At 67.6% G+C, this 24765-nt stretch carries 20 protein-coding genes; 10 read left to right on the top strand and 10 right to left on the bottom strand.

Annotated elements, in window-relative coordinates:
* Nucleotides 1-20: 20 nt before the first annotated feature.
* The 6 genes from ACVK00_RS16765 to ACVK00_RS16740 all read right to left on the bottom strand — a co-directional run bounded on the left by ACVK00_RS16765 (nt 21) and on the right by ACVK00_RS16740 (nt 6552).
* Nucleotides 21-1028, bottom strand: a complete 1008-nt coding sequence (locus ACVK00_RS16765) for a zinc-binding alcohol dehydrogenase family protein (RefSeq protein ID WP_284898143.1) — start codon at nt 1026-1028, stop codon at nt 21-23.
* Between the two features lie 13 nt (nt 1029-1041).
* On the bottom strand, nt 1042-1914 hold the full coding sequence (locus tag ACVK00_RS16760; RefSeq protein WP_284898051.1) for an L-fucono-1,5-lactonase: 873 nt from the start codon (nt 1912-1914) through the stop codon (nt 1042-1044).
* Nucleotides 1911-2927 (bottom strand): aldo/keto reductase, encoded by a 1017-nt coding sequence (locus ACVK00_RS16755; protein WP_435521219.1) that lies wholly within the window; start codon nt 2925-2927, stop codon nt 1911-1913. Before ACVK00_RS16755 ends, ACVK00_RS16760 begins: the two co-directional genes overlap by 4 nt.
* A gap of 66 nt (nt 2928-2993) precedes the next feature.
* Nucleotides 2994-3941, bottom strand: coding sequence for an ABC transporter substrate-binding protein (locus ACVK00_RS16750; RefSeq protein WP_284898054.1), 948 nt, complete (start codon nt 3939-3941; stop codon nt 2994-2996).
* A gap of 39 nt (nt 3942-3980) precedes the next feature.
* Nucleotides 3981-5012, bottom strand: coding sequence for an ABC transporter permease (locus ACVK00_RS16745; RefSeq protein WP_284898146.1), 1032 nt, complete (start codon nt 5010-5012; stop codon nt 3981-3983).
* On the bottom strand, nt 5005-6552 hold the full coding sequence (locus ACVK00_RS16740) for a sugar ABC transporter ATP-binding protein (protein WP_284898056.1): 1548 nt from the start codon (nt 6550-6552) through the stop codon (nt 5005-5007). Before ACVK00_RS16740 ends, ACVK00_RS16745 begins: the two co-directional genes overlap by 8 nt.
* A gap of 239 nt (nt 6553-6791) precedes the next feature.
* Here ACVK00_RS16740 and ACVK00_RS16735 point away from each other — a divergent pair, with 239 nt between their 5' ends.
* The 8 genes from ACVK00_RS16735 to ACVK00_RS16700 all read left to right on the top strand — a co-directional run bounded on the left by ACVK00_RS16735 (nt 6792) and on the right by ACVK00_RS16700 (nt 17330).
* Nucleotides 6792-7496: a FadR/GntR family transcriptional regulator gene (locus tag ACVK00_RS16735; protein WP_228907309.1), complete on the top strand. Its 705-nt coding sequence runs from the start codon at nt 6792-6794 to the stop codon at nt 7494-7496.
* Between the two features lie 383 nt (nt 7497-7879).
* Nucleotides 7880-8341 (top strand): (2Fe-2S)-binding protein, encoded by a 462-nt coding sequence (locus ACVK00_RS16730; RefSeq protein WP_006754739.1) that lies wholly within the window; start codon nt 7880-7882, stop codon nt 8339-8341.
* Complete coding sequence (locus ACVK00_RS16725) at nt 8338-10662, top strand: xanthine dehydrogenase family protein molybdopterin-binding subunit (RefSeq protein WP_284898059.1); 2325 nt, start codon at nt 8338-8340, stop codon at nt 10660-10662. The genes ACVK00_RS16730 and ACVK00_RS16725 overlap by 4 nt, the downstream gene beginning before the upstream one ends.
* Nucleotides 10663-11134: 472 nt before the next feature.
* On the top strand, nt 11135-12964 hold the full coding sequence (locus tag ACVK00_RS16720; protein ID WP_284898060.1) for an acyl-CoA dehydrogenase: 1830 nt from the start codon (nt 11135-11137) through the stop codon (nt 12962-12964).
* A 125-nt stretch (nt 12965-13089) separates the two neighbouring features.
* Nucleotides 13090-14070 (top strand): NADPH:quinone oxidoreductase family protein, encoded by a 981-nt coding sequence (locus ACVK00_RS16715; RefSeq protein ID WP_284898063.1) that lies wholly within the window; start codon nt 13090-13092, stop codon nt 14068-14070.
* Nucleotides 14071-14500: 430 nt separating this feature from the next.
* The gene (locus tag ACVK00_RS16710; protein ID WP_284898065.1) at nt 14501-15274 is read left to right on the top strand and encodes an ABC transporter ATP-binding protein; all 774 of its coding nucleotides are present in this window, start codon (nt 14501-14503) and stop codon (nt 15272-15274) included.
* A complete protein-coding gene (locus ACVK00_RS16705) occupies nt 15271-16293 on the top strand; it encodes an ABC transporter substrate-binding protein (RefSeq protein ID WP_435521220.1) in 1023 nt (340 codons plus the stop codon). Before ACVK00_RS16710 ends, ACVK00_RS16705 begins: the two co-directional genes overlap by 4 nt.
* On the top strand, nt 16290-17330 hold the full coding sequence (locus ACVK00_RS16700) for an iron chelate uptake ABC transporter family permease subunit (RefSeq protein WP_435521221.1): 1041 nt from the start codon (nt 16290-16292) through the stop codon (nt 17328-17330). Before ACVK00_RS16705 ends, ACVK00_RS16700 begins: the two co-directional genes overlap by 4 nt.
* 228 nt (nt 17331-17558) lie before the next feature.
* Here ACVK00_RS16700 and ACVK00_RS16695 read toward each other — a convergent pair whose 3' ends face one another.
* Complete coding sequence (locus tag ACVK00_RS16695; protein ID WP_284898068.1) at nt 17559-18929, bottom strand: ATP-binding protein; 1371 nt, start codon at nt 18927-18929, stop codon at nt 17559-17561.
* Entirely contained in the window at nt 18930-19655 is a 726-nt protein-coding gene (locus ACVK00_RS16690; protein WP_011656558.1) for a response regulator, read from the bottom strand.
* Nucleotides 19656-19901: 246 nt separating this feature from the next.
* Here ACVK00_RS16690 and ACVK00_RS16685 point away from each other — a divergent pair, with 246 nt between their 5' ends.
* Together ACVK00_RS16685 and ACVK00_RS16680 are read left to right on the top strand one after the other, a co-directional pair.
* Nucleotides 19902-20648 carry a MipA/OmpV family protein gene (locus tag ACVK00_RS16685; protein WP_284898071.1) on the top strand — a complete coding sequence of 249 codons (747 nt, stop codon included), beginning with the start codon at nt 19902-19904 and terminating at the stop codon, nt 20646-20648.
* A gap of 268 nt (nt 20649-20916) precedes the next feature.
* Nucleotides 20917-21237: a hypothetical protein gene (locus tag ACVK00_RS16680; protein WP_175695436.1), complete on the top strand. Its 321-nt coding sequence runs from the start codon at nt 20917-20919 to the stop codon at nt 21235-21237.
* A 73-nt stretch (nt 21238-21310) separates the two neighbouring features.
* On the opposite strand, the gene ACVK00_RS16675 is transcribed toward ACVK00_RS16680, so the two are convergent.
* Together ACVK00_RS16675 and ACVK00_RS16670 are read right to left on the bottom strand one after the other, a co-directional pair.
* Entirely contained in the window at nt 21311-22534 is a 1224-nt protein-coding gene (locus ACVK00_RS16675; protein ID WP_284898074.1) for a lytic transglycosylase domain-containing protein, read from the bottom strand.
* A gap of 431 nt (nt 22535-22965) precedes the next feature.
* Nucleotides 22966-24126 carry a porin gene (locus ACVK00_RS16670; RefSeq protein ID WP_284898076.1) on the bottom strand — a complete coding sequence of 387 codons (1161 nt, stop codon included), beginning with the start codon at nt 24124-24126 and terminating at the stop codon, nt 22966-22968.
* Between the last annotated feature and the right edge of the window lie 639 nt (nt 24127-24765).

The raw sequence follows: 24765 nt of genomic DNA, 5'->3' as shown, positions 1-24765 counted from the left end.
AACGGTTCCCGCGAATTCGGTCAGCACTCGACCAGCGCCTTGACGACGGTCTGCCCGGGTTCCATCAGTTTCGGGAACTCGACGGGTACGTCCGACAGGCTCATCCGATGCGTATTGAGCGCCTTGTCCGGAATGTGGCCGGCGCGCATCGCGTCGAGGACCGTCTCGAAGTCTTCGGCGGTGGCGTTGCGGCTGCCGAGCAGGGTCGCTTCGCGCTTGTGAAACTCCGGATCGGAGAACGTAATCTCGCCCGGGACAATCGAAATCAGCACGTACTTGCCGCCGTGGGCAATGAACTCGAAACCGCGATTCATGGCCTTGACGTTACCCGTCGCATCGAACACCACGTCGAAGAACTCGCCGTTGGTCATCGTCGACAATTCGTCGACGTCGTTCGGCCCGGTCTGCACCGTCGAAACGGCGAAGTGCTCGCGGCAGAACGCAAGGCGATCGGCGCGTGTGTCCAGACAGGTGACGTGTGCGCCTCTCAGCTTGGCGAACAGCATCGCCGCCATGCCGATCGGCCCCGCACCCACCACGAGGATCCTTTGGCCTGCGGACACGGCAGCACGCCGCACCGCGTGCGCGCCGATGGCCAGGAATTCGATCATTGCCGCCTGGTCCAGCGTGACCCCTTCGGCCTTGTGCACGAACTGCGCGGGCACCGACAGATATTCGGTCAATGCGCCGTCACGATGCACGCCGAGCACCTTGATGTTGACGCAGCAGTTGGTCTTGCCCTGTCGGCACGCGATGCACTGTCCGCACGACAGGTAGGGCATCACGTAGACCGCGTCTCCAGGCGCGACATGCGCGCCGGGATCGGCCTCGGCCACGATGGCGGACAGTTCATGGCCCATGACGCGCGGATATTGCAGGTAGGGTTGATTGCCCGAATAGATGTGCATGTCCGTGCCGCAAATACCGACTCGCTGCACGCGCAACAATATCTCGCCATCGGCGCGGGAAGGCGGAGCGCGATCTTCGTGGCGCAGTACGCCGGGCGATTCGCAAATGATGCTGAGCATGGTGACGTCCTCGTTATTGAGCGTGTTGATCGCCGGACGGCTGATCGATTCTGTAGAAGTGGCATGCATTGCCGCCGAAAACGCGCGCACGGGCGTCGGGCCCGAGGAAGCGGTCGCAGCATTGTTCGCACCACGCGAGCCAGGCCCCGTAGTCACCAAAATGGCCGGCAAGCCGGGAGACGGGCCAGTCGCGGCCCCAGATCAGCCGGGACGCGCCGAACCACTCGCAGACGGCGCGCACGTACGGCTCGACACGGAGAAGATCGGGATGCGGGCCGGCCTCCTTCCACAGTCCGGAGAGCTTGCAGTGCACGTTCGGATGCGCGGCGAGTTCGCTCATCGCGACGTGCCACGCTTCACTTCGGCCCGATGCGATCGGCGGCTTGGCAGCGTGATCGATGACGATGCGCAGGCGAGGGTAGCGGCGCGCGAACGCAAGCAGCGCGGGCAGATGGCGTGGCGTGACGAGTGCGTCGAACGCGAGGTCGTGCGCGAGCATGGCGTCGATGGCCGGCTCGAGAACCGGATCGTCGATCCAGTCGTCATCGGCAAGATCCTGCAGCATCGGACGAATGCCACGGAATTTCGGCTCACGGGCGAGCGACTCGATATCGGCCGGCGCATCCGTCGATTTGAGGTCCACCCATCCGACGACAGCCGACACGAAGCTCGTCCGGGATGCAACGTCGAGCAGATAGCGCGTGTCTTCCTCAGTCGGTAGCGACTGGACAAGGACGGTCCGCTGCACACCGGACCGCGCAAGCAGCGGTTCGAGATCCTGCGGACTGAAGTCCCGATAGATGGCATCCAGCGTTTGCGGGGGCCAATAACCGTCGCGACTGGCCATCTGCCAGAAGTGCTGATGAGCGTCGATCGGGAACATCACGCGCACACCTCCGGAACCGGCGCGGCTGCGGCGATCAGCCCATCGCGTTGCAACGCAGTCCAGAGTTCCGGCGGGAGCGGCGTGTCGAGCCAGGCGATGTTATTCTGCAACTGCTCGATACTGCGCGCCCCGACCACGCAGGACACGACGGCGGGGTGCGCCAGCGGAAACTGAAGTGCAGCCGCGGCAAGCGGCACGCCGAAGCCGGCGCATACCTCGGCGAGACGCGCGACCTTTCGGATCACTTCGGCCGGCGCATCCGCATAGTTGAACTTGCCGTTTCCGACCAGCACGCCCGAGTTGAAGACGCCTCCGGCGACGATCCGGACATCGTTGCGCATGCATCTATCCAGCAAGGGCGCCAGCGCCTCGTGTTCGAGCAGCGTGTAGCGACCCGCGAGGAGGACGACGTCGAGATCCGCTTCCTGCATCGCGTCGACGGCGACTTCCCACTCGTTGACGCCGAGTCCGATGGCGGAAACGGCACGGGCATCGCGCAGCTCGGCGAGCGCCCGGAATCCGCCTGCGCGGGTCAGCTGTTCCCAGTAGTGGGCATGCCGATCGCCGTGCGTGGCGGCGCCGATATCGTGAACATAGAGTATGTCGATCGTCCGCATGCCGAGACGTTGCTGACTATCCTCGTACGAACGCATGATGCCGTCGAACGTGTAGTCGAAGTGAGGCCGGAAGGGCAACGGCTCCGCCCAACCGTCGTCGCCGGCCAGAACCGTATCGTCGGGCCGCATGAGGCGCCCGACCTTGGTGCTCAGTACATAGCGGTCGCGCGCCCGCGCCTGCAGCGATTGTCCGACGCGCCGCTCCGACAGCGTATAGCCGTAGAACGGCGCGGTGTCGAAATAGCGGATGCCGGCATCCCACGCCCAGTCGACGAGCGCATGGGCCTCGGCGGTCGACATCGACTTGTAGAGGCCGCCCAGTTGCGAGCAACCGAAGCCCAGTGTGCTCATGACCAATCCGCTACGGGGTAGCGCGTGCGTTGCAATGGCTTTCATGGCGTGTGTGTGAATGGAGGAGGTGCCGACGGGCGGCCCGGCAGAGCCGCCGCGACGGCGCGTTCGTCAGTACAGGACGTTCTTCGCTGCGGGCGAGTCGAGATTCTGCCTTTCGACCATCAGCACGCCTGTGTCCACCTGCTTGGACACCGGCTTGCGCTCGATCACGTTGACGAGGGTCTCGATGCCCTTGTAGCCCATCTGATACGAGCTCTGAACGGCGATGGCCTGAATCGTGCCGTCTCGAACAAATCCTTGGAGGTCCTGATTGCCGTCGAAGCCGATCGCCACGACCTTGCCGCCTTTGCCCGACTGCTGCAGCGCGCGCCCCATCCCCACGGCGGTCGGTTCGTTGGCGCCGAAAATGCCCTTGAGGTCGGGGTTCGCCGACAGGACGTCGGTCGTCTGGTTCAGCGCATTCGCCATCTGCGACTGCGAATAGAACGGCCCCACCACCTGCAGCTTCGAATGCGCGGCGATGTACTTGCGGAATCCGCCGACGCGGCCGACTTCCGAACCGGCACCCGGCACGTACGACATGACCGCGACCTTGCCGGTCTGCCCGACCCGGTCGATCATCGCCTTCGCGCAGAGCTCACCGGCTTTCGCGTTGTCGGTCGACAGGAACGACTGGTAGTACTGCTTGCCGGCATCGGATACGGTCGAGTCGATCAACACCACCGGAATATGCGCTTCCCATGCTTTCTTCATGGCCGGCACGAGTGCATCCGGATCGGACGGCGCGAGGACGATGCCGGCGACATGCCGGTTCACCGCGTTCTCGACCATGTTGACTTCGTCGGCGATCGCCGATTCCGCGGCGGGGCCCTGGAATGTCATCGTGTATCCCTTCGCATTGGCCATGGCGGCGGTGGCGCCTTTCTGCACGTTCTGCCAGTAGTTGGAATTGGCCGTCTTCACGATCACGGCAATTTCGCCTCCGGCGGCCTGCGCATGCGCGCCGAACATCGCGCACAAGATTGCCGCCGCTGCCAGTACGGATAGTTTTTTCATGTCTCGCTCCTTGTTGGTGGTTGGAACTTCGTCTTGTGATTACAACTTCCGGTTGCGGAGTTGGTCGATCCACACGGTGCCGAGAATGACGACGCCGATGATGATCTGCTGGATGAAGCTCGACACGCCGTTCATGTTCAGGCCGTTGCGCAGCACGCCGATCACGAATGCGCCGATGGCGGTGCCGGAGATCGTGCCGACGCCGCCCATCAGCGACGTGCCGCCAATCACGGCGCTGGCGATGGCGTCGAGTTCGTACATCACGCCTTCGTTCGGCTGGGCCGTGACGAGACGCGACATCAGTACGCAGCCCGTGGCGCCGGCGAGCAATCCGGACAGGACGTAGGTAAACAGCTTGACGCCTTGCACGTTCACGCCGGACAGACGTGCCGCTTCCGCGTTCGATCCGACCGCGTAGATATGGCGGCCCAGTGACGTTCGCGACAGCAGCACCGAGACCGCCACGAACAGGGCCACCATGATGACGACCGGGTACGGAATGCCAGGAAAGATCGTGTCGGGAAAGCCGTCGGCACCGATGTGCGAGATCTTGAAGAGGGCGCCGTTGCCGAGTTCGCCGAACGCGTCGCCGAGCCCCGACACGGGTCGGGCGCCGGTAATCTGCAACGCGAGCCCGCGGGCGACCAGCATCATGCCGAGGGTGGCGATGAACGGCGGCAGCCCCATGTGCGTGACGCAGATCCCGTTGACCCATCCGCATGCAGCGCCGACCAGCATGCCGCCCAGCATCGCGACGGGGACCGGAATGCCGGCCTTGACGAGCAGCGCGGCGGCGACGCCGGCCAGCGCCAGGACCGATCCGACCGACAGATCGATGCCGCCGGTAATGATGACGCACGTCGCGGCCACGCCGAGATACGCGATCGACGTCACCTGAAGCGAGACGGTCATCAGGTTGCCGACGGAGAAGAATGCGGCGCTGGTCAGCGAAAACGCGACGATCAGCACGACCAGGCTGCCCAGCGCGGCAAATTTCTGGATCAGGTCGCGGCGTCGCTGCCGTGCCTGTTTATCGACGGTGGGCGTGCGACCCGATGTGATGTCAAGCATGACTTCTTCCTGATGCATGATGCAAGATCTCCTCCTGATTGGTCTTTCCGGTTTCAAGCACCGCGGTGATACGTCCTTCGTGAAACACGGCAATGCGATCGGTCATGCCGAGCAACTCGGGCAGTTCCGAACTGATCAGGACGACGCCGACGCCGTCCGCCGCGAGGCGGTCCATCAGCCCGTAAATCGCGTATTTCGCGCCGACGTCGATGCCGCGCGTCGGCTCGTCGAAAAAGAGGATGCGCGAGCCGCGGTATAGCCATTTGCTGATGACGATCTTTTGCTGGTTCCCGCCGGACAGGTTCCGCGCGATCTGTGCGACCGTCGGTGTGCGGATGCCCAGTTCGCGCACGTAACGCTCGGCGATAGCCGTTTCCTCGGCGAAACACAGGAAGCCGCGTGACGAGATCGCCGCGACGTTGGCCAGCGTGATGTTTGCGGCGACCGGCATCGCCAGCGCGAGGCCGTCCTTTTTCCGGTCTTCGGACAGGTAGGCAATCCCGTGGCGAATGGCCTCGCGCGGGGAGCCGATCGCGACAGGCGTATCGCCCAGCAGGATGGAGCCGGCATCGGGCCGCTCCGCGCCGAAGATCGCGCGGGCGACTTCGGTGCGTCCCGCACCCATCAGGCCTGCGAAGCCGAGAATTTCGCCCTTGCGAAGTTCGAACGACACGGGGCCGAACGTGCCGGTTCGTTGCAGGTCGCGTACCTTCAGCAGCACATGATCGGTGGGCGTGGATCGACGCGGCGGGTAGGCATCGTCGAGTGGACGGCCCACCATGCGGGCGACGATCTCGTTCACCGACGTCGATGCAAAATCGCTCGTGGCAATGTGGCGCCCGTCGCGCAGCACCGTGACGCGATCCACGATTTCGGCCATCTCGTCGAGTCGATGCGAGATGTAAAGGATGGCGACGCCTTCGCTGCGAAGCTCCTTGATGATGCGAAACAGCTGGACCGTTTCCGATTCGGTCAGCGACGAGGTGGGTTCATCCATGATGAGCACGCGCGCGTCGAGTGACAGCGCCTTCGCAATTTCCACCATCTGCTGCTGCGCAATCGAGAGCGCGCCGACCAGCGTCGTCGGCGACACGTTCAAGCCGATTCGTTGCAGACACAACTGCGCGGCGTGGTTCAGCGTGCGGTAGTCGACGAACGGGCCGCGCTTGGGCTCGCGCGCCAGGTAGATGTTCTCCGCCACCGACAAGTGGGGCACCAGGTTCAGCTCCTGATGAATGATCGCGATGCCTGCGGCTTGTGCGTCGGTGGCGGACGAAAACTGCACGGGCGCCCCGTCGTAGAGGACGACGCCGTCGTCCGCGCGGTATTGCCCGCTGATGATTTTCATCAGCGTCGACTTGCCCGCGCCGTTCTCGCCGCAGACGGCGTGGACTTCTCCGGCCCGGAGATCCAGATCGATGCCGTCGAGCGCCACGACGCCGGGGAAACGCTTGCCCACGCCCTGCAGCTGCAGGATGGTTCGAGCAGTCGGCCCGCCGCGCGAAAGGGGGGGCGATTGCCGCAAGTCGGCAGGGGTCATGCGTGTCTCCGTAGGTCACTGGCGCAGTCGTCGAGCGGCAACTGGCCAGTCCAGTTGCAATGAATTCGAATGTGTGGCGCTCATCTGGTCAAGCCAATTGTGATTATATTGAAGTGACCATACCAATGGTGTTAACCCTCATTTCGGGTAGATCCCATGCTGGTCGGGGGTTTCGTGGCCATGGTAGACTCCGCGTGAACGCGAAGCTCCGGCCATCTCGGTCGACCATTTTTCGGATCATGAAGCAGACAGAACCCAAGCGGCTTTACCAATCCGTGGCCGCGCAAATCCTCGCATTGATCCGTCAGGGCGGCATTCCCGCCGGTGGGCGACTGCCGCCCGAGCGAGAGCTCGCGACGACGCTCGGGGTCTCGCGCCCGTCGTTGCGCGAAGCGTTGATCGCCCTCGAAATCGGCGGGCAGATCGAGATACGTCTGGGCTCCGGGGTCTACGTTCGCGATCCTGGCGAGAGCGACGGTGGCGGGGTGCCCGCGTTGGGAGAGAGCCCATCGGAGCTGATGCAGGCACGCGGTGCCATAGAGGGTTCGGTGATCGTGCTGGCCACGGCGCGATTCTCGGCGGCTACGCTGGACCGATTGCGTCGCACGGTCGAGCGCATGAAGCGGCTCGCCGTCGCGGGAAAATCGCCCGTCGATGCGGACCGGCAGTTTCATATGCTCATTGCGGAGGTGGCAGGCAACTCCGTGTTGAGCCGCTTCGTGGGCGAGTTGTTCGATAGCCGACACGATCCGATTGCCGCCGCGATTCGCGGACATTCGGAAAGCCCGGAAACGTGGGCCGCCGCGGTGCGGGAGCACGAGCAGATCCTGAAGGCGTTGCAAGCGGGCGATCCGATCGCGGCGCAAACCGCGATGCGCGCCCATCTTCAAGCGTCGGAGGAGCGCTGGATCGGCGGCGCATTGCAGCACGGGATGGCGCCCTGACGGCGCCGATACCGGTCCCGCGAAATCCCTGACGCCCGGCCCACGCAGGCATGCGCGACGTGCCGATACGCGTGCATCCATCTCGCGTTCGGCAGTTTCGCGGAATTCCCCTGTCGCCCCCGCAAACCGCCCCGTTCTGACGACAAACCGCAATTCGTCTGATAATACGCACGGCGATCCCACGCGAACGAGCAGTCGCGCGAATCCCGCCGAACCGTTGCACAGGCAACCAGGCGGCAGCATCGCCCCGATTGCGTCGTCACCCGCCGCAATCCGGAAACGAAACGGCGTCAGGCCCACCTGGTCGTTCGGAATGTGCCCAGCGCCGTTCAAATCCCCACACGACGCCCGCGCGACGCGGCGTCGCAACCAGGAGGTGAACGATGATCACGCTGACCGTCAACGGTGGCGAACGGCATTTCGATGGCAATCCCGACATGCCCTTGCTCTGGTATCTGCGCGATGTCCTTGGCCACACGGGCACCAAGTTCGGCTGCGGGATGGCGCTGTGCGGCGCATGCACCGTGCATCTCGACGGCGTCGCGATCCGGTCGTGCATCACCCCCGTTGCGGCCGCCGCGGGCAAGAAGGTGACGACGATCGAGGGCCTGTCGACGGACGTGAACCATCCGCTGCAGCAAGCCTGGCAGGAACTGAACGTCGCGCAATGCGGCTACTGTCAGTCCGGGCAGATCATGCAGGCCGCGTCGCTGCTGAAGACGAATCCCCATCCGAGCGACGCCGACATCGACGACGCGATGTCCGGCAACATCTGCCGCTGCGGTACCTATACGCGCATTCGCGCGGCGATCCGGCTGGCGGTGCGCCGCGGAGGTGCCGCATGAACGCGCCGGAACTCTCCGTCCACAATGAAAGCCGCCGCGCATTGCTGCTCGGCTTCGCATCCGGCGGACTGCTGCTCGCGTTCGGCGTGCCGTCGCTTGCGCGCGCGGCCACGCCCGCGCAGCCGCCGGTCAGCCCGAATCCGCAGTACGGCGGCGCGGGCATGCCGCACGGCTTGCGTGACGATCCGCACCTGTTCGTCGCGATCGCGCCCGACGGCACGGTGACGGTGACCTGCATTCGCTCGGAGATGGGACAAGGCGTGCGCACGAGCGTCGCGCTCGTGGTCGCCGACGAGCTGGGCGCGGACTGGGCACGCGTGAAGGTCGCGCAGGCCGTCGGCGACGAGCCGCGCTACGGCAACCAGAACACCGACGGTTCGCGCAGCCTGCGCCAGAGTTTCGCGGCGCTGCGCCGCGCGGGGGCGGCCGCGCGCACGATGCTCGAGCAGGCCGCGGCGGCAACCTGGGGCGTCGACGTGCGTCAAGTGAAGGCGACGGTGCACGAGGTCGTCGATACGAAAACCGGGCGCAAGCTCGGGTTCGGTGAACTGGCTGCGAAGGCGGCCGCGCTGCCTGTACCCGATACGCAGAGCGTGGCGTTGAAGGCGCCGGCCGAGTTCCGCTATATCGGCAAGGGCGAAACGGCACTGATCGATGGCCGCGACATCGTCGGCGGCCGCGCGCACTACGGGATCGACACGCGGCTCGATGGCATGCTGTACGCGGTCGTCGCGCGTCCGCCGGCCTATGGCGATACGGTCGCGTCGTTCGACGCGTCCGCCGCGGAAAAGCTGCCGGGTGTCGTCAAGGTCGTGCAGCTCGCGTCGACGCCGCTGCCGTCCGGGTTCCAGCCGCTCGGCGGCGTGGCCGTGATCGCACGCGACACGTGGACGGCCATCCAGGCGCGCGCCCGACTGAAGATCGACTGGAAGCACGGGCCGCACGCAGGCTACGATTCGGCGGCCTACCGCAAGACGCTCGAAGCGGCGGCTGCGCAACCGGGCGACGTGATCCGCGACGACGGCGATACGGCCGCGGCGCTCGCGGGCGCCGCGAAGCGGGTGCGTGCGAGGTACTACATTCCGCATCTCGCGCACGCGACGATGGAGCCGCCCGCGGCCGTCGCGCGCGTGGCCGACGGCCGCTGCGAAGTCTGGACCTGCACGCAGGCGCCGCAGACCACGCGCGACGAAATCGCGAAGGCGCTCGCGCTGCCGAGCGAGCGCGTCACGGTCAACGTGACGCTGCTCGGCGGCGGCTTCGGCCGCAAGTCGAAACCGGACTACGTGGTGGAGGCCGCGCTGCTGTCGAAAGCGGTGGGGGCGCCCGTCAAGCTGACGTTCACGCGCGAGGACGACATCGCGCACGACTATTTCCACGCGGTGTCGCTGGAAGCGTTCGACGGCGGCCTCGATGCGGCGGGGAAGGTGGTCGCGTGGCAGCATCGCACGGTCGCGCCGTCGATCCAGTCGACCTTCAGGGCCGGCGTCGTGCACGAGCAGCCGGGCGAGCTCGCGCAAGGTATCGCTGATCTTCCATTCGCAGTCCCGAACGTACGGATCGAGAACCCGGCCGCGCAAGCGCACACGCGGATCGGCTGGTTCCGTTCGGTGTACAACATTCCGCACGCGTTCGGGATCCAGAGCTTCGTGTCGGAACTCGCGCACGCGGCGGGCCGCGACCCGAAGGATTTCCTGCTCGACCTGATCGGGCCGGCGCGGCGTTTCGAGCCGCACATCACGGTGAAGAACGTGAACTACGGCGAGGATCCGGCGTTGTATCCGGTCGATACCGGACGGCTGCGGCGCGTGATCGAGACGGTCGCGCGCGAAGCCGGCTGGGGCCGCAAGCTGCCGAAGGGGCACGGGCTGGGGATCGCCGCGCATCGCAGCTTCGTGTCGTACACGGCGGTCGTGTGCGAAGTGCAGGTGGCCGCGGACGGCGCGATTTCGGTGCCGCGCGTCGACATCGCGATCGACTGCGGGCCGCAGGTCAACCCGGAGCGCGTGCGTTCGCAGCTCGAAGGCGCGGTGGTGATGGGGCTCGGCATCGCGCTGCACGGCGAGATCACGTTCAAGGACGGGCAACCGGAGCAGAGCAATTTCAACGGCTTCCAGGTGCTCCGGATGAACGAGGCGCCGCGTGAAATCCGCGTGCATCTGGTCGCGCCGGACGACTATGCGACACCGCTCGGCGGCGTGGGCGAGCCGGGCCTGCCGCCGGTCGCGCCGGCGCTGACCAACGCGATCTTCGCGGCAACCGGCACGCGGATTCGCAGCCTGCCCGTCGCGGATCAGCTCGCGAAGCAAAAGGCGGGTTGATACGCTGCCGCGCGCCGGGCCATGGGCACGGTGCGGCGCGCGCACGGGTTTGCGGCGCCCCCCGGCGCCGCGCACCGATCGAACGCCTGCGCTCGCCGGACGGCGGCGCGAGGCCCGAGCATTGTTGTTTGCGAACGACCGTGCTAAATTCTCCGCCAGCACTTGCAGTCACCGACCCAATCATCCGGTTCCGGCAACCGGCGCCCACGGGCGCGCCGGCGCGCCGCCCGACCGCGAAGCATGGGACCAGAGTGAGCGCTAAAGCGCCAACTCTGGTCGACCGCGAAGCATGGGACCAGAGTAAGCGCTAAAGCGCTAACTCTGGTCGACAGGAGACAGACGTGATGGAGCATGCATCGATCGAGCACCCGCGGATCGACCGGGCCGCGCACGGCCGGGCTGCGCACGGCCGGACCGCGCACGAGCGGCCGTCGACGATGGGGAAAACGCAGGCCACGCGGAGGGCGTCACGATGAGCCTGCTGATGTCGCGACGCGATCTCGCGTTCCTGCTGTACGACTGGCTCGATGCCGACACGCTCGGCGCGCTGCCGCGCTATGCGGAGCACAGCCGCGAGACCTTCGATGCAGTGCTCGATACCAGCGAGCGGATCGCGGCCGACCTGTTCGCGCCGCATGCGGCGCGCGGCGATCGCGAGGAGCCGCGGTTCGACGGCGAGCGCGTGACGCTGATCCCCGAAGTCGAGCCGGCCGTGCGCGCCTTCGCGGCTGCCGGCCTGATCGCCGCGGGCCAGGACGAAGCGTTCGGCGGGATGCGGTTGCCGAAGCTCGTCGAAGCCGCATCGTTCCTGTTCTTCCAGGCCGCGAACATCGCGACCGCCGCGTATCCGTTCCTCACGGTCGCGAACGCCAACTTGCTGCTCGCGCACGGCAGCCCCGCGCAGATCGACGCGTTCGCGCGTCCCGAGCTGGAAGGGCGCTTCTTCGGCACGATGTGCCTGTCGGAGCCGCAGGCCGGCTCGTCGCTGTCCGATATCGTCACGCGCGCGGATTTCGAGTGCGCGTCGCCGCTCGGCCCACGCTATCGGATCACCGGCAACAAGATGTGGATCTCCGGCGGCGAGCACGAGCTGGCGGAGAACATCGTCCATCTCGTGCTCGCGAAGATTCCCGACGAACAGGGCCGGCTTCTGCCCGGCACGCGCGGCATCTCGCTGTTCATCGTCCCCAAGTACCTGCCGACCGACGACGGCGCCGCGCGCGGCGAGCACAACGACGTGGTGCTGGCCGGCCTGAATCACAAGATGGGCTATCGCGGCACGACCAACTGCCTGCTGAACTTCGGCGAAGGCACGCGCCATCGTCCGCAGGGTCGCGCCGGCGCGATCGGCTATCTGGTCGGCGAACCGAATCACGGCCTCGCCTACATGTTCCACATGATGAACGAGGCGCGCATTGGCGTCGGCGCGGGCGCGGTGGCGCTCGGCTACACCGGTTACCTGCACGCGCTCGACTACGCGCGCAACCGGCCGCAGGGGCGTCCGCTTGGACCAGCCGGCAAGGACGCGGCCGCGCCGCAGGCGCCGATCGTCGCGCATCCGGACGTGCGGCGCATGCTGCTCGCGCAGAAGGCGTACGTCGAAGGCGGGCTCGCGCTGATCCTGTATTGCGCGCGGCTCGTCGACGAAGCGCGCGCGCACGGCGATGCGGCGGTGCGCGCCGAGGCCGCGCAACTGCTGGACATCCTGACGCCGATCGCGAAAAGCTGGCCGTCGCAGTGGTGCCTCGCGGCCAACGATCTCGCAATCCAGGTGCATGGCGGCTACGGTTATACGCGCGACTATCCGGTCGAGCGACTGTATCGCGACAACCGCCTGAACCCGATCCACGAAGGCACGCACGGCATCCAGGCGCTCGACCTGCTGGGCCGCAAGGTCGGCCAGGACGACGGTGCGCTGCTGCGCACGCTCGATGCGCGTATCGGCGCGACGGTCCAGCGCGCACGGGCCGTGGACGGCGACGCGCGCTCGCATGCCGACGCGCTCGCGCAGCGCTGGGCGCGGCTCGTTGAGGTCACGCGCGCGCTGGCCGAGCTTGACGATCCGCAGGTCCGGCTCGCGAATGCGAGCGTCTACCTGGAGGCGTTCGGCCATCTGGTCGTCGCGTGGCTGTGGCTCGACGTGACGCTTGCCGCGCACGGGCATGACGGCGATTTCCACGACGGCAAGCGTGCCGCTGCGCGTTACTTCTTTCGCTGGGAGCTGCCGAAGGTGGATGCACAGCTCGATCTGCTGGCGAGCGTCGATATGACGACGCTCGAGATGCGCGACGCGTGGTTCTGAGCGTCGCGGTGAACGGATGACGGTGCCGCGTGCAGGCCGGTGTGCCTGCGCCGCGCGCCGCTCGCGCGGGCGTGTCCCGCTGCCGTATCGATGCGCGGCGACGTCGCGCAAGGAGAGAGGAAAGCATGAAAGCCCTGATGTGTACCGCGTTCGGCCCGATCGACCGCTTGCGTATCGAGGACGTCGCGATTCCCGAACCGGCCGCGGGCCAGGTGCGGATTCGCGTGAAGGCGGCGTCGCTCAATTTCCCCGATGCGCTGATCGTCCAGGGACTGTATCAGGTGAAGCCGGCGCTGCCGTTCTCGCCCGGTGCGGAATTCGCCGGCGTGATCGACGCGGTCGGCGACGGCGTGAGCGCATGGCGGCCGGGCGACGAGGTGGTCGCGTTCACCGGTCACGGCGGCTTCGCCGAGCAGTGCGTGGCCGACGTGCACCAGATCGCGGCGCTGCCGCCGGGGATGACGTTCGAGCAGGGCGCGGCGCTGGTGCTGGCCTACGGAACGTCGCTGCATGCGCTGCAGCAGCGCGCGCGTCTGCAGCAGGGCGAGACGCTGCTGGTGCTGGGTGCGGCGGGCGGCGTCGGGCTGGCGGCGATCGAGATCGCGAAGGCGCTGGGCGCGCGCGTGATTGCGGCCGCGTCGAGCGCGGACAAGCTCGCGCTGTGCCGCGAAGCCGGCGCCGACGACACGATCGACTATGCGACCGAGGACCTGCGGCGCCGCGTCGACGAACTGACCGGCGGCCGCGGCGCGGACGTCGTCTACGATCCGGTCGGCGGCGCGTACAGCGAGGCGGCGCTGCGCGCGACCGCGTGGCGCGGCCGGTTCCTCGTGGTCGGTTTCGCGGCCGGCGAGATTCCGAAGATCGCGCTGAACCTGGCGCTGCTCAAGGAGCGCGATATTCTCGGCGTGTTCTGGGGCGACGCGGTGCGGCGCGATCCCGCGCAGCACGCGGCGAACATGCGCCAGCTTGCGCAATGGTTCGCGGCCGGCAAGGTACGGCCGGCCATCACCGAACGCGTGCCGCTGTCGGCTGCGGCCGACGCGATCGCGCGCATGGCGAACCGGCAGGTCAAGGGCAAGGTCGTGATCCTGCCGGACGCGTGATCACGCTGACACTGGACCCTGCGGCAGCGGCCCGATCGGGCCGCCGCCTTGGGCGCCGAGGTGTCCGTGCATCGCTGCACGTGAGCGCGCCGCGCGAACGGCGACGGCTCGTTCGTCATGTCGATTCCGGTTGGGCCATCCTGCTCTCGACCTGACAAATTCCTGACGATCAAGTTGATATATTGTATCATCTGACGTATTTGCCGCGGGCCGGCCCGGTTTGCCGGGCACGGCCGCCTGCGGCCAAGCCACGCGAAGATCGATACGAATTGACGAAGACCAGGAACAGGGCCGTGCGCCGCGCGCGACGCGATTGCGCATCGGAACGCAACGACGGGGGGCGGCGTGCACGCGCCGCGCGAGGGTGCGCGACGCTACCGGGTTGCGTGATGGCGAGCTCCGGCGCGCTCGCCGCGGAAGGCTGCCCGTGATGTACAGGCTCGATATCGAGCGCGTGAGCTGGTCGCCCGGCGGCGCGCTCGCCGTGCTTGACGCCGTGACGCTCACCGTCGCGGCAGGCGAGTTCGTCGGGCTCGTCGGCCCGAACGGCAGCGGCAAGACGAGCCTGCTGCGCTGCGTGTTCCGTTATGCGCGGCCCGACGCGGGCCGCATCGCGCTCGATGCGCAGGACGTATGGCGAATGCGGCCGCGCGCGCTCGCACAGCGCGTCGCTGTACTCCAGCAGGAGACGCCCGACGACTTCGGGCTGACGGTCGACGAACTGGTCGGTATGGGACGCACGCCGCACCAGCGCGCGTTCGAGGGAGAGAGCGCCGACGATCGCCGGATCGTCGACGCCGCGTTGCGAGACGTCGACCTCATCGAGCGCCGCGCGCAACGTTTCGCGTCGCTGTCGGGTGGGGAAAAGCAGCGCGCGTTGCTGGCGCGCGCGCTTGTTCAGCAGCCCGAACTGCTGCTCCTCGACGAGCCGACCAACCACCTCGATCTCCGTCACCAGCTCGAGCTGCTCGCGCGCGTGCGGCGCCTCGGCATCGCCACGCTCGCGACGATTCATGATCTCAATCTCGCGGCCGCGTACTGCGACCGGCTTCACGTGCTCGCGCACGGGCGCGTCGTCGCGTCCGGCTCGCCGTCCGCCGTGCTGACCGATGCACTGCTGCGCGACGTGTTCGGCGTCGCCGCGCTCGTCGATCGTCATCCGGTCACGGGCCGGCCGCGCATCACGCCGCTTCATCCGGAATGACCATCATGCCGTTTTCTGTTTCATGCCGCCGATCGCGGCGTTCCTCGCTTTCTCGCCTGCTTTCTCGCTCGCTTGTCGCGGCCGTCGTATTCGGCTGCGCGGCCGCTCATGCCGGTGCGTATCCCGTCACCGTGCGCAGCTGCGATCGCGACGTGACGTTCGAGCGCGCGCCGACGCGCGCGGTGAGCAACGACGTGAACCTGACCGAGATGATGCTCGTGCTCGGATTGAAGGACCGGCTGGTCGGCTACACCGGTATCGGCGGCTGGAAGACCGGTACCGCGCGCGTGCACGACGCGCTGCGCGGCGTGCCGGAACTGGCCGCGCAATATCCGTCGCTCGAGGTGCTGGCGGCCGCGCGTGCGGACTTCTATCTCGCGGGCTGGAACTACGGGATGCATGTCGGCGGCGCGGTGACGCCGGCGACGCTCGCGCCGTTCGGCATTCGCACGTATGAGCTGACCGAATCGTGCTCGCACGTGATGAAGCGGCCGCCCGCGTCGTTCGACGACGTGTTCCGCGACCTGACCAATCTTGGCCGGATCTTCGGTGTCGACGCGCGCGCCGCGCAGGTCGTCGCCGACATGCGCGCGCGCCTCGCGGCGGTGTCGCGCGCGATCGGCCGTCCCGCGCCGCTGCGTGTGTTCGTCTACGACAGCGGCACCGACAAGCCGATGACCGCGGGCGGGCTCGCGATGCCGAGCGCGCTGCTCGCGGCGGCCGGTGCGCGCAACGTGATGGACGACCTGCCGCGCAGCTGGACGCAGGTCGGTTGGGAAAGCGTGGTCGCGCGCGATCCGCAGGCGATTGTGATCGTCGACTACTCGGCCGTGACGGCCGCGCAGAAGCAGCAGTTCCTGCTGAGCCAGCCGGCGCTCGCGCGCGTCGCCGCGATTCGCGACCGGCGTTTCGTCGTGATTCCGTACGACGCGGCGACGCCGGGCCCGGAGAACGTCGCGGCCGTCGAGGCGTTGGCGCGCGCGCTGTATCCGGCCGCGTTCGCCGCGCCGTCGCGATGAGCGCGCGGGGTGGCGTGTCGCGGCTCGGGCCGCGCAGGGTGACGGCCGTTCTGATGGTGCTGCTGGCGGTATCGATCGTCGTGTCCGCCGCGTTCGGCCCCGCGCCGATCTCGATGCCGGCCGCCGCGCGGATCGTCGCCGCGCACGTCGCGTCCGCGTTCGGCGCGACCGCATCGTTGGCCACTGGCACGGGCGACGACAGCATCGTCTGGCTGATCCGGATGCCGCGCGCGCTGCTCGCCGCGATCGTCGGCGCGACGCTCGCGGCGGTCGGCGTCGCGTTGCAGGCGGCGACCGCGAACCGTCTCGCCGATCCGCATCTGCTCGGCGTGAGCGCGGGCGCGATGCTCGGCGCCGTCGCGGTCACGGTGCTGGCAGGTGCGGCGTTCGGTCCGTTCACGCTGTCGGCCGCCGCGTTCGCGGGTGCGCTGGCCGCGACCGCGTGCGTGGTCGCGCTCGCGTACCGGCGCGGCCGGCTCGACGCCGACCGGCTGCTGCTCGCCGGCGTGTCCGTGTCGTTCATGATGGCCGCGTTCGGCAACCTTCTGCTGTATCTGGGCGACCAGCGCGCCGCGTCGTCGGTGCTGTTCTGGATGCTCGGCGGCGTCGGGCTCGCGCGCTGGGATCTGCTGCCGGTGCCGGCCGTGTGCGCGGTGCTCGCGGGCGGCGCGCTCTACGCGCGGCGGCGCGAGCTGAATGCGCTGATGTCGGGCGACGTCGCGGCAGCCGCGCTCGGCGTGTCGGGTGGGCGGATGCGGCGTGAGGTGTTCGTCATCGCATCGTTCGCGACCGGTGCGGTGGTCGCAGTGAGCGGCGCGATCGGCTTCGTCGGTCTCGTGACGCCGCATCTGTGCCGTCGCGTCGTCGGCGCCGAGCACGGTCGGCTGCTGCCGGTCGCCGCGCTGACGGGCGCGATCATGCTCGTGTGGGCCGATGTCGCCGCGCGCACGCTCGCGGCGCCGGAGGATCTGCCGATCGGCATCGTGACCGCGCTGTTCGGCAGCCTGTTCTTCGTCGCGCTGTTGCGGCGGCGGTGAGCGGCTTGCGCTGAGCGGTCGGCGATGCTCGGCGGGCGAGAGCGGGGCGGCGCATCATGTGTCGCCTCGCCACCTCGCCACCTCGCCACCTCGCCACCTCGCCACCTGGGCACCTCGGCACCTCGGCACCTGGGCACCTGGGCACCTCGGCACCTCGGCACCTCGGCACCTCGGTACCTCGGTACCTGGGCACCTCGGCACCGCGGCACCGCGGCACCGCGCCACCGCTCAGCGAAGCGGTGAAGCCGCGCCGGCCAGCTCGGCCCGGCCGCGTGCCGGACTCGCCTGCGCGTTGCCCAGGAAGTCCGGCAAGGTCCGCGCCGGCAGCGAAATCACGAAGCGTGCGCCGCCGAGCGGCGAATCCTCGAGCCGCACGTTGCCGCCGTGCACGAGCGCGACGCGCCGCACGATCGCGAGCCCGAGGCCGAACCCGCCGGTCTGCCGGTCGCGGCTCGAATCGAGCCGCTGGAACGGTTCGAACACGCGTGCGCGCTCGGCGGCCGGAATGCCGGGGCCGTCGTCGTCGACGCTCAGCACCAGCGCACCGGACGCATCGTGCGTCGCCGACAGCAGGACCGTGCGCGCTGCATAGCGCGCGCTGTTGCGGATCAGGTTGAGCAGCGCACGGGCGACGAGTTTCGGGTCGCACACGTGGGTGGCGGGCGCGCCGGTCGTCGACACGTCGAGCGTGATGCCGCGATCGGCGAGGTCGTTCGCGACGTTGCCGGCGACGCTGTCGATCAGCGCATCGACGACGACGTCCATCGGTGCGAGCTCGCTGGCGCCTTGTTCGAGGCGCCCGATCGTCAGCAGCTCCGTCACCAGTTCGTCGAGTTCGCGCACGTCGCGCCGCAGTTCGTCGCGGCGTTCGCGCATCCGGCCGCTCTCGTCGGATTCGGCCAGCAGCGCGAGCCCGAATTCGAGGCGGGCGAGCGGCGTCTTCAGCTCGTGCGAGATCCCGTGCATCATCTCGCGCTGCTGCTTGATCGACGCCTCGATCCGCTCGGCCATGTCGTTGAATTGCTGCGACAGCTCGTAGATGTTCGACCGGCCGGACAGCTTCACGCGCGTCGACAGGCGGCCCGCGCCGAACGCATGGGCGGCGGCCTGCAGCCTGCGCAGGTCGCGCCAGTGATACGAGATCCACAGCACGACCGCGAACAGCGCGGCGAGCGCGAGCAGCAAGTAGGCGTAGATCTTGATGTCGAGGTCGAAGGGCTGGATCGGGCGCGCATGCAGCACGGAGCCGTCCGCGAGCGGCATGTAGTAATCCTTGCCGTCGTAGCCGATTGCGATCTTGCCGGCGTCGAGGTCGCGCAGTGGAGCGCCGCTCAGTTGGGCGCGGGCTTCTGCCTTCGTCACGAAGTCGAATCCTTCATTGCCGTGCTTCGCGAGCTCGCGCAGCGCGAGCGTGCGCTGCGCGCCCGGATGGCGTTCGAGATAATCGTTCAGCACGAACGCATAGGTCGTCAGCGAGTCTCGCTGCGCCTGCGCGGCGCGTTCGTAGAAGATCCGGTCGAACGAGAACTGGATGAACGCGATCGATCCGGCGACGCACAGGATCACGATGAGGTACAGCCTGATCAACGGACGCAGCATTTATTCGTCCCACGCGGAAGGGCTGAACAGATAGCCGCGGCCCCAGATCGTCTTGATCTTGTGCGGCTCCGACGACGCATCCTCGAAACGGCGCCGCAGCTTCGAGATGCCGGAATCGACCGAGCGGTCGAGCCCGTCGAACTCGATCCCGCGCAACTGCTTCAGGATGTCGTCGCGGCTCAGCACGGTGCCGGCCGCGCGCGCGAGGATCAGCAGCAGGTTGAATTCGGCCGTCTTCAGGTCGACCGGTTCGCCGCGCCACGTGACCGTGCGGTTCGGCGGCGAGATCGTCAGTTCGCCGAATATCAGCGCGTCGGGCGCGGCGGCGCGGGTTTCCGTCGCGGCCGGCCGTGCCCGGCGCAGCAGCGCGCGGGCGCGCGCGACCAGCACGCGCGGCTCGATCGGCTTCGTCACGTAATCGTCGGCGCCGGTTTCGAGGCCCGCGACCTGGTCGTAGACGTCCGCGCGCGCGGTGAGAATCAGCACCGGCACGTTGGTGAATGCGCGAATGCGCCGGCACACTTCCATCCCGTCGAGATTCGGCAGCATCAGGTCGAGTATCACGAGCGCGGGTTCGTGCTCGCGCACCGCTGCGACGGCCAGGTCGCCACGCCGCACGACCGTCACCGTGAATTCATAGTTGTCGAGGTATTCGCGCACGAGCTGCGCGAGGCGGTCGTCGTCCTCGATCAGCAGCACACGGTATTTGAGCGGATTGTCGTACATGGTCTCCTCGATATGCGCGCGTCGTCCCGGCTCCCGGCAGGCGGGCGCGCGGCGCGGCACGCGAATTCTAGCCGGCGTTCCGGCGCCCCGGGCAGCAGGACGACAATCGCGAACAATCGAACACAATTGAGCACAGATTCCCCGCAGATTACGGACAACCCCGGTGCACGGCGGCACCTAGACTGCGGGCTCCGTCACTCATATCTCAATATTGTGCGCTCAACCCTTCGCCGTTCCCGCTATTGCGTGCCGCTTGCCGGCCTGACCCTTGCCGCCGCCGCTCACGCGGAAAACCAGTATTCGATTTCGCTCGGCGGCGGGTTCGCGCCGCGCTACCCGGGCAGCAACCAGTATCGCGGCGTCGTCGCACCGGGGCTGTCCGCGAAGTTCGGCAACGGCTTCTTCATCGACGGTCGCGAAGGTGCCGGCTACCGGCTGGATCTGCCGCACGGTGCGTTCGTGTCGGCGGCAGTGAGCTACGACCCTGGCCGCGCGGACGAGAACCGCTTCGACCTGCCGGGTTCGGACTACCTGAAGGGGATGGGCCGGATTCCGGGCTCGGTGCTCGTCGGCGTGCGGGCCGGTGTGACGCTGCTCGACGCGGCCGAACTGAGCGTCACGGTCGACACGCCGGTGACGCATACGTCGCGCGGCGTGTCCGGGCACGTCGATCTCGCGGTGCCGGTGTTCAAGACCGCGCAGCACGAGATCGTCGTGACGGGCAGCGTGCATGCCGGCACCGGCCGCTATACGCAGACGTTCTACGGCGTGACCGATGCGCAGTCGATGACGAACCGCTTCCGGCCGTATTCGACGAGCGGCGGGATCGACAGCGCGACGGTGTCGGTTGCATGGAACTGGAACCTGTCGCGGCACTGGTCGGTGCTCGCGACGGGCGGTGTGACGCGGCTGCTCGGGCGCTATGGCGACAGCCCGATCGTCCAGTCGCGCAGCAACTACTACGGGATGGCCGGCGCGACCTACAAGTTCTGAACGGGTAGCGCGCGCATGCCGGCCGCGATGCGTCGGCGTCGCGCCGTTGCCGCGCATCGCGTGCGGTAACATGCAGGCGGTCCGGCACCACGCCGGGCCTGCGACGTCGACGCGCCGAATCGATTCGACCGCGTCGCGCAACGCCGCCGTATGCGGGCCGGCATCCGTCAGGAAGCGGCCGGTGACGCGCGGCACCGATCACGCATGCAATGCCCGGCCGTGCACGACTGCCGTACTGGGACCGCCGGGCCGCGACAGGGAGAAGCTGGTGAAGAACACGATCGCGATGCTCGTTGCACTCGTTGCGAGCGCAACCTTTTCAGGATGTGCGGACATGAACACGAAGCACCCCAACGCCACCGCCGGCGGCGCGGCGCGAAACGCCGCGCCGATGTGCAGCGCAGACGGCGCGCCGGACGATGCGCTGATCGGCAAGACCGAAGCCGAGGCGACCGCGCTGCTCGACGGTTGCCTGTGGCGCGTGCTCGAGCGCGACGGCAAATCGTTGCCGGGCACGATGGACTATCGCGAGGAGCGCCGCGATCTCGGCATTCGCGACGGCAAGGTGATCTGGGTAAGGCGCGGGTGATCGATGAGGCCGGTGGGGCCGGCCGAGCCGCATATCGTATGTCGGCCGCGACGGCCGTGCGAACCCGTGCGCGTTACTTCGAGATATACCAGAGCGCGTCGGTGCTGACGCGCGCGGCCGGCGCCTGAGGTGTTGCGGCCGGCGGCGGCGTATTCGACGTCACCGCGGTGGGCCACGTGGCCGGCGTGTTCGACGAAGGCGACGAGGTGGACGCCGGCGCGGTATTTGCCGTATTCGCGGCCGCGGCCGAGCCCGATGTCGACGGCGTGTTCAGATACCACAGCGCGTCGGCCGACGCCGTGCGCTTGGCCGACGCATTCGCGGGCGGTTTCCCCGCAGGCGTCGTGGCAGCCGTCGTCGCCCCCGAACGTGGCGCTCCCGCCGCGGTTCCAGCTCCTGCCTGCGTCGTTGCCCCCGCCGCGCCGCGCTGCGCGCGCGCCTCGAACGGCCCGAGCTGGAAGATCAACGTTTGCGCGGGGCGCGTCAGAACGGCATACGGGAACTGCAGTTCCCACGACATCAGCACGCGGCCCGACGACGTTTCGGTGAAGATCGCCGGCACATGCTTCATGTCGCTGAACTGCACGTAGATCCGCGCACCGTCGTCGAATACTTGGGTCGGCTTGGCCTGGTCAGCGCCCGTGACGGTCCAGCCGAAGTTGTACGTGCCGGCCGGGCCGGCGGGACCGCCTTGCGGCGGCGGCGGTGCGGCCGGTGACAGCGTGCGGGCCCGCGCGGCCGGCGGCGCGGATACGCTCAGGCTCGCGAACGGGTTGTATGTCTGCACCTGCTGCGGCGGTGTAAAGGAGGGGGGCAGGATGGGCATGGGAGTATCCGGCGAATCCGGCATGGTCCGGATTGCATCATAGACCTTGCGGGCATACGCGAGGCGCTTGTCGGGCGACGCGGCGTTGTACGCGCCGATCGCGGTCCAGTTGGCGCCGAGCTGGCGGATGTTCTGCGACAGGATCCACGCGCCGACGTACGCGTTGGTGCACGCATCGAACAGGCTTTCCCGCGTGATGCCTTCGCGCGCGAGCGTCGGCAGCCAGGTGCTGTTGATCTGCATCAGGCCGATGTCGACGGTGCCGTTCGTGTTGGTGTTGACCGCGTTCGGATTCATCCCCGATTCGACCTGCGCGATGCCGCGCAGCAGGCTCACGCTCACGTGCTGGAACGTGGCCGCGTCGTCGAGACAGTCGGCCCACGCGGCCCCGTGCAGCGCGCACGACAGCGCGATCGTCGCGGCGATCTTCGGCGTGGCGTGGCTGATCGAACGGGCAGTATGACGCGGCATGGCAGGATGGGGCGGGATCCGGCCGCCCGGTGCAAGGAAATTACGCAGACGCGAAGTGTGCCATAGCGCGCAGTCAAATGGCTCGCGTCAAACTTTCCTTTGCATTTGCCGGTGCGTTTATCGCGCATTTTCCGCTGCGCGGGGATCGTCGCGCGACCGGATGGAATCGGTAAAAACGGCTGATTTTCGCGCGTATGCCGACGTCCGATCGCAGGCGCAATACTGACGCCGCGCGTCAGTTGCGCCGTGAATGCGGAATACGGTGATGAATCGCGCAGCGATGTGAAAGGAACACGGTGCGGCACCGGAAACGGCGACGGCGGCCGTAGCCGCCGTCTTGGCGAATCGATCATCCGGAATCCGCGATCCGACACCGACCGACCGGCCGGCCGCGCGACACCGAGACACCGCGCACAGCCGGCCGTCGTCGATCAGAAGCGGTGACGCAGGCCGAGGTTGACCAGCGTCTGCGAGCTCGTGCCCGCATAGCCGTACGACGCGATCGACGCCTGCGCGGCCATCGATCCGCCGTTGCCGTCGCCGGTCTGGCCGCTCGCATGCTGGTACGCGGCGCTCAAATACACGTCGGTGCGCTTCGACAGGCTGTAGTCCGCGCCGGCCGACACCTGGTGATAGGTCGCCGACGTATCGCCGCCCGAGCGCGTATAGCTGTAGCCGACGCCGACGAGTAGCGCATCGGTCGCCTGATAGTTCACGAAGCCTTGCCCGGTGTTGTAGTGCTCGTTCGAGTCGAACGCCGAGCTTGCGTCGCGACGGTACTGCGCGTTGCTGTAGCCGAGGCCGAACGTGAACGGGCCGGCGACGTACTGGCCCGCGATGCGGGCGATGCCGATCGAGTGCGCGCTCGCATAGCCGTTGTTGATCGGGCCGTCGAAGGTGCCGTCCGACGAGCTGGTCCAGCCGTTGCGCAGGCCGTTCGACGCGGGGCTGTTGGTCGCGTGGAAGTAGCCGCCGGCGACGGTGAACGGCCCGTTGTTGTACGACACGGCTGCCGAATACGATTGCGCGGCGCCGGTGCTGCCGGCGATGCCGCCGAACGAGTACATCGCGGAGAACTGCAGGCCCGAATACACGGCCGACGTGTACTTCACCGCGTTGTCGACGCGGAAGCTGTTGTCGTAGTTGTCGACGTCGCCCGGCGTCGCGAACACGCTGCCGAGATAGTTGTCGGCGGTGATGCCCTGCACGAGGTCAACGAGCGGATCGTACTGGCGGCCGAACGTGAGGGTGCCGTAGCGCTCGCTCGTCAGCCCGACGAATGCCTGCCGGCCGAACAGGCGGCCGCCCTGGCCCTGCCGGCCGTTGCTCGGGTCGAAGCCGTTCTCGAGCTGGAACAGCGCCTTCAGCCCGCCGCCGAGATCTTCGGTGCCTTTCACGCCCCAGCGGCTGCCGGAGAGGTTGCCCGCGCTGCTGTTGCCGAGCATCCATGCGTTGTCCTTGCCCTGCGCGTGATTCACGTACGTGATCGACGTGTCGATCACGCCGTACAGCGCCACGCTCGACTGCGCGTGCGCGGCGGGGATCGCGGCGAACGACGCGAGCGAAATCAGCGAGAGGGTCGTGCGTTTCATTTCATCTCCTTGCCATTGGCGTGCTTGAACCGGAATGGCAGGAGACTACAGAGCCGCCGCCGAACGGCAAAAATGGAATTCTCCGATGTGACCTAAAGCAGACAGGCGCGTGCTGCGCAAAGGCCTGTTGAGAGATTCAGATTATTGAGCGCTGTGTGCTAATCGACCTGAATTTCAAGATAGTGTGATCGGCGTATTGCCGGATTCGTGATAATTCCGGGGGATTTTCGATGGGATTTCGCTAAAACGGCGTTCGTGATGGATTCGTCAATTCATTATTTAATGGAATCGAATCGCGCGATGCGGGCCGAATATGCTATTGCACGTGTCCCACTTGTTTCATGCAATCGCCGCGTGTCGCGCATGACGGCGCGCGGCTTCGGAGAAGAACCTGATGAACCGGAAGATGAAGACGGGCGCCGCGCGCGCCGTGGTGGCCGGCACGCGGCGTCGTGCGTTGCGCTCGCTCGCGGGCGCGGGGGGGGGGGGGGGGGGGGGGGGGGGGGGGGCCGGGCCCCCCCCCCCGCCCCCCCCCCCCCCCCCCCCCCAACCCCCCCCGCCCCCCCCCCACCGAGCCCCCCACCCATAAGAGCCCAAAAAAGAGAATAAAAAAATAAATAAAAAACTAATAAATAAAAA

It is taken from the genome of Burkholderia sp. PvR073 (genome assembly GCF_054055695.1).
The sequence above is the reverse complement of the archived record's forward strand: the minus strand, read 5'-3'. Positions and strand labels throughout refer to the sequence as shown.

Excerpts from the sequence above, each read along its gene's own strand:
- ACVK00_RS16705 (WP_435521220.1), top strand. The coding sequence starts at position 15,271 with ATGACCATCATGCCGTTTTCTGTTTCATGCCGCCGATCGCGGCGTTCC.
- ACVK00_RS16725 (WP_284898059.1), top strand. The coding sequence starts at position 8,338 with ATGAACGCGCCGGAACTCTCCGTCCACAATGAAAGCCGCCGCGCATTG.
- ACVK00_RS16690 (WP_011656558.1), bottom strand. The coding sequence starts at position 19,655 with ATGTACGACAATCCGCTCAAATACCGTGTGCTGCTGATCGAGGACGAC.
- ACVK00_RS16695 (WP_284898068.1), bottom strand. The coding sequence starts at position 18,929 with ATGCTGCGTCCGTTGATCAGGCTGTACCTCATCGTGATCCTGTGCGTC.
- ACVK00_RS16750 (WP_284898054.1), bottom strand. The coding sequence starts at position 3,941 with ATGAAAAAACTATCCGTACTGGCAGCGGCGGCAATCTTGTGCGCGATG.
- ACVK00_RS16720 (WP_284898060.1), top strand. The coding sequence starts at position 11,135 with ATGAGCCTGCTGATGTCGCGACGCGATCTCGCGTTCCTGCTGTACGAC.
- ACVK00_RS16730 (WP_006754739.1), top strand. The coding sequence starts at position 7,880 with ATGATCACGCTGACCGTCAACGGTGGCGAACGGCATTTCGATGGCAAT.
- ACVK00_RS16740 (WP_284898056.1), bottom strand. The coding sequence starts at position 6,552 with ATGACCCCTGCCGACTTGCGGCAATCGCCCCCCCTTTCGCGCGGCGGG.
- ACVK00_RS16765 (WP_284898143.1), bottom strand. The coding sequence starts at position 1,028 with ATGCTCAGCATCATTTGCGAATCGCCCGGCGTACTGCGCCACGAAGAT.
- ACVK00_RS16675 (WP_284898074.1), bottom strand. The coding sequence starts at position 22,534 with ATGCCGCGTCATACTGCCCGTTCGATCAGCCACGCCACGCCGAAGATC.
- ACVK00_RS16710 (WP_284898065.1), top strand. The coding sequence starts at position 14,501 with ATGTACAGGCTCGATATCGAGCGCGTGAGCTGGTCGCCCGGCGGCGCG.
- ACVK00_RS16715 (WP_284898063.1), top strand. The coding sequence starts at position 13,090 with ATGAAAGCCCTGATGTGTACCGCGTTCGGCCCGATCGACCGCTTGCGT.
- ACVK00_RS16670 (WP_284898076.1), bottom strand. The coding sequence starts at position 24,126 with ATGAAACGCACGACCCTCTCGCTGATTTCGCTCGCGTCGTTCGCCGCG.
- ACVK00_RS16755 (WP_435521219.1), bottom strand. The coding sequence starts at position 2,927 with ATGAAAGCCATTGCAACGCACGCGCTACCCCGTAGCGGATTGGTCATG.
- ACVK00_RS16735 (WP_228907309.1), top strand. The coding sequence starts at position 6,792 with ATGAAGCAGACAGAACCCAAGCGGCTTTACCAATCCGTGGCCGCGCAA.
- ACVK00_RS16700 (WP_435521221.1), top strand. The coding sequence starts at position 16,290 with ATGAGCGCGCGGGGTGGCGTGTCGCGGCTCGGGCCGCGCAGGGTGACG.
- ACVK00_RS16745 (WP_284898146.1), bottom strand. The coding sequence starts at position 5,012 with ATGCTTGACATCACATCGGGTCGCACGCCCACCGTCGATAAACAGGCA.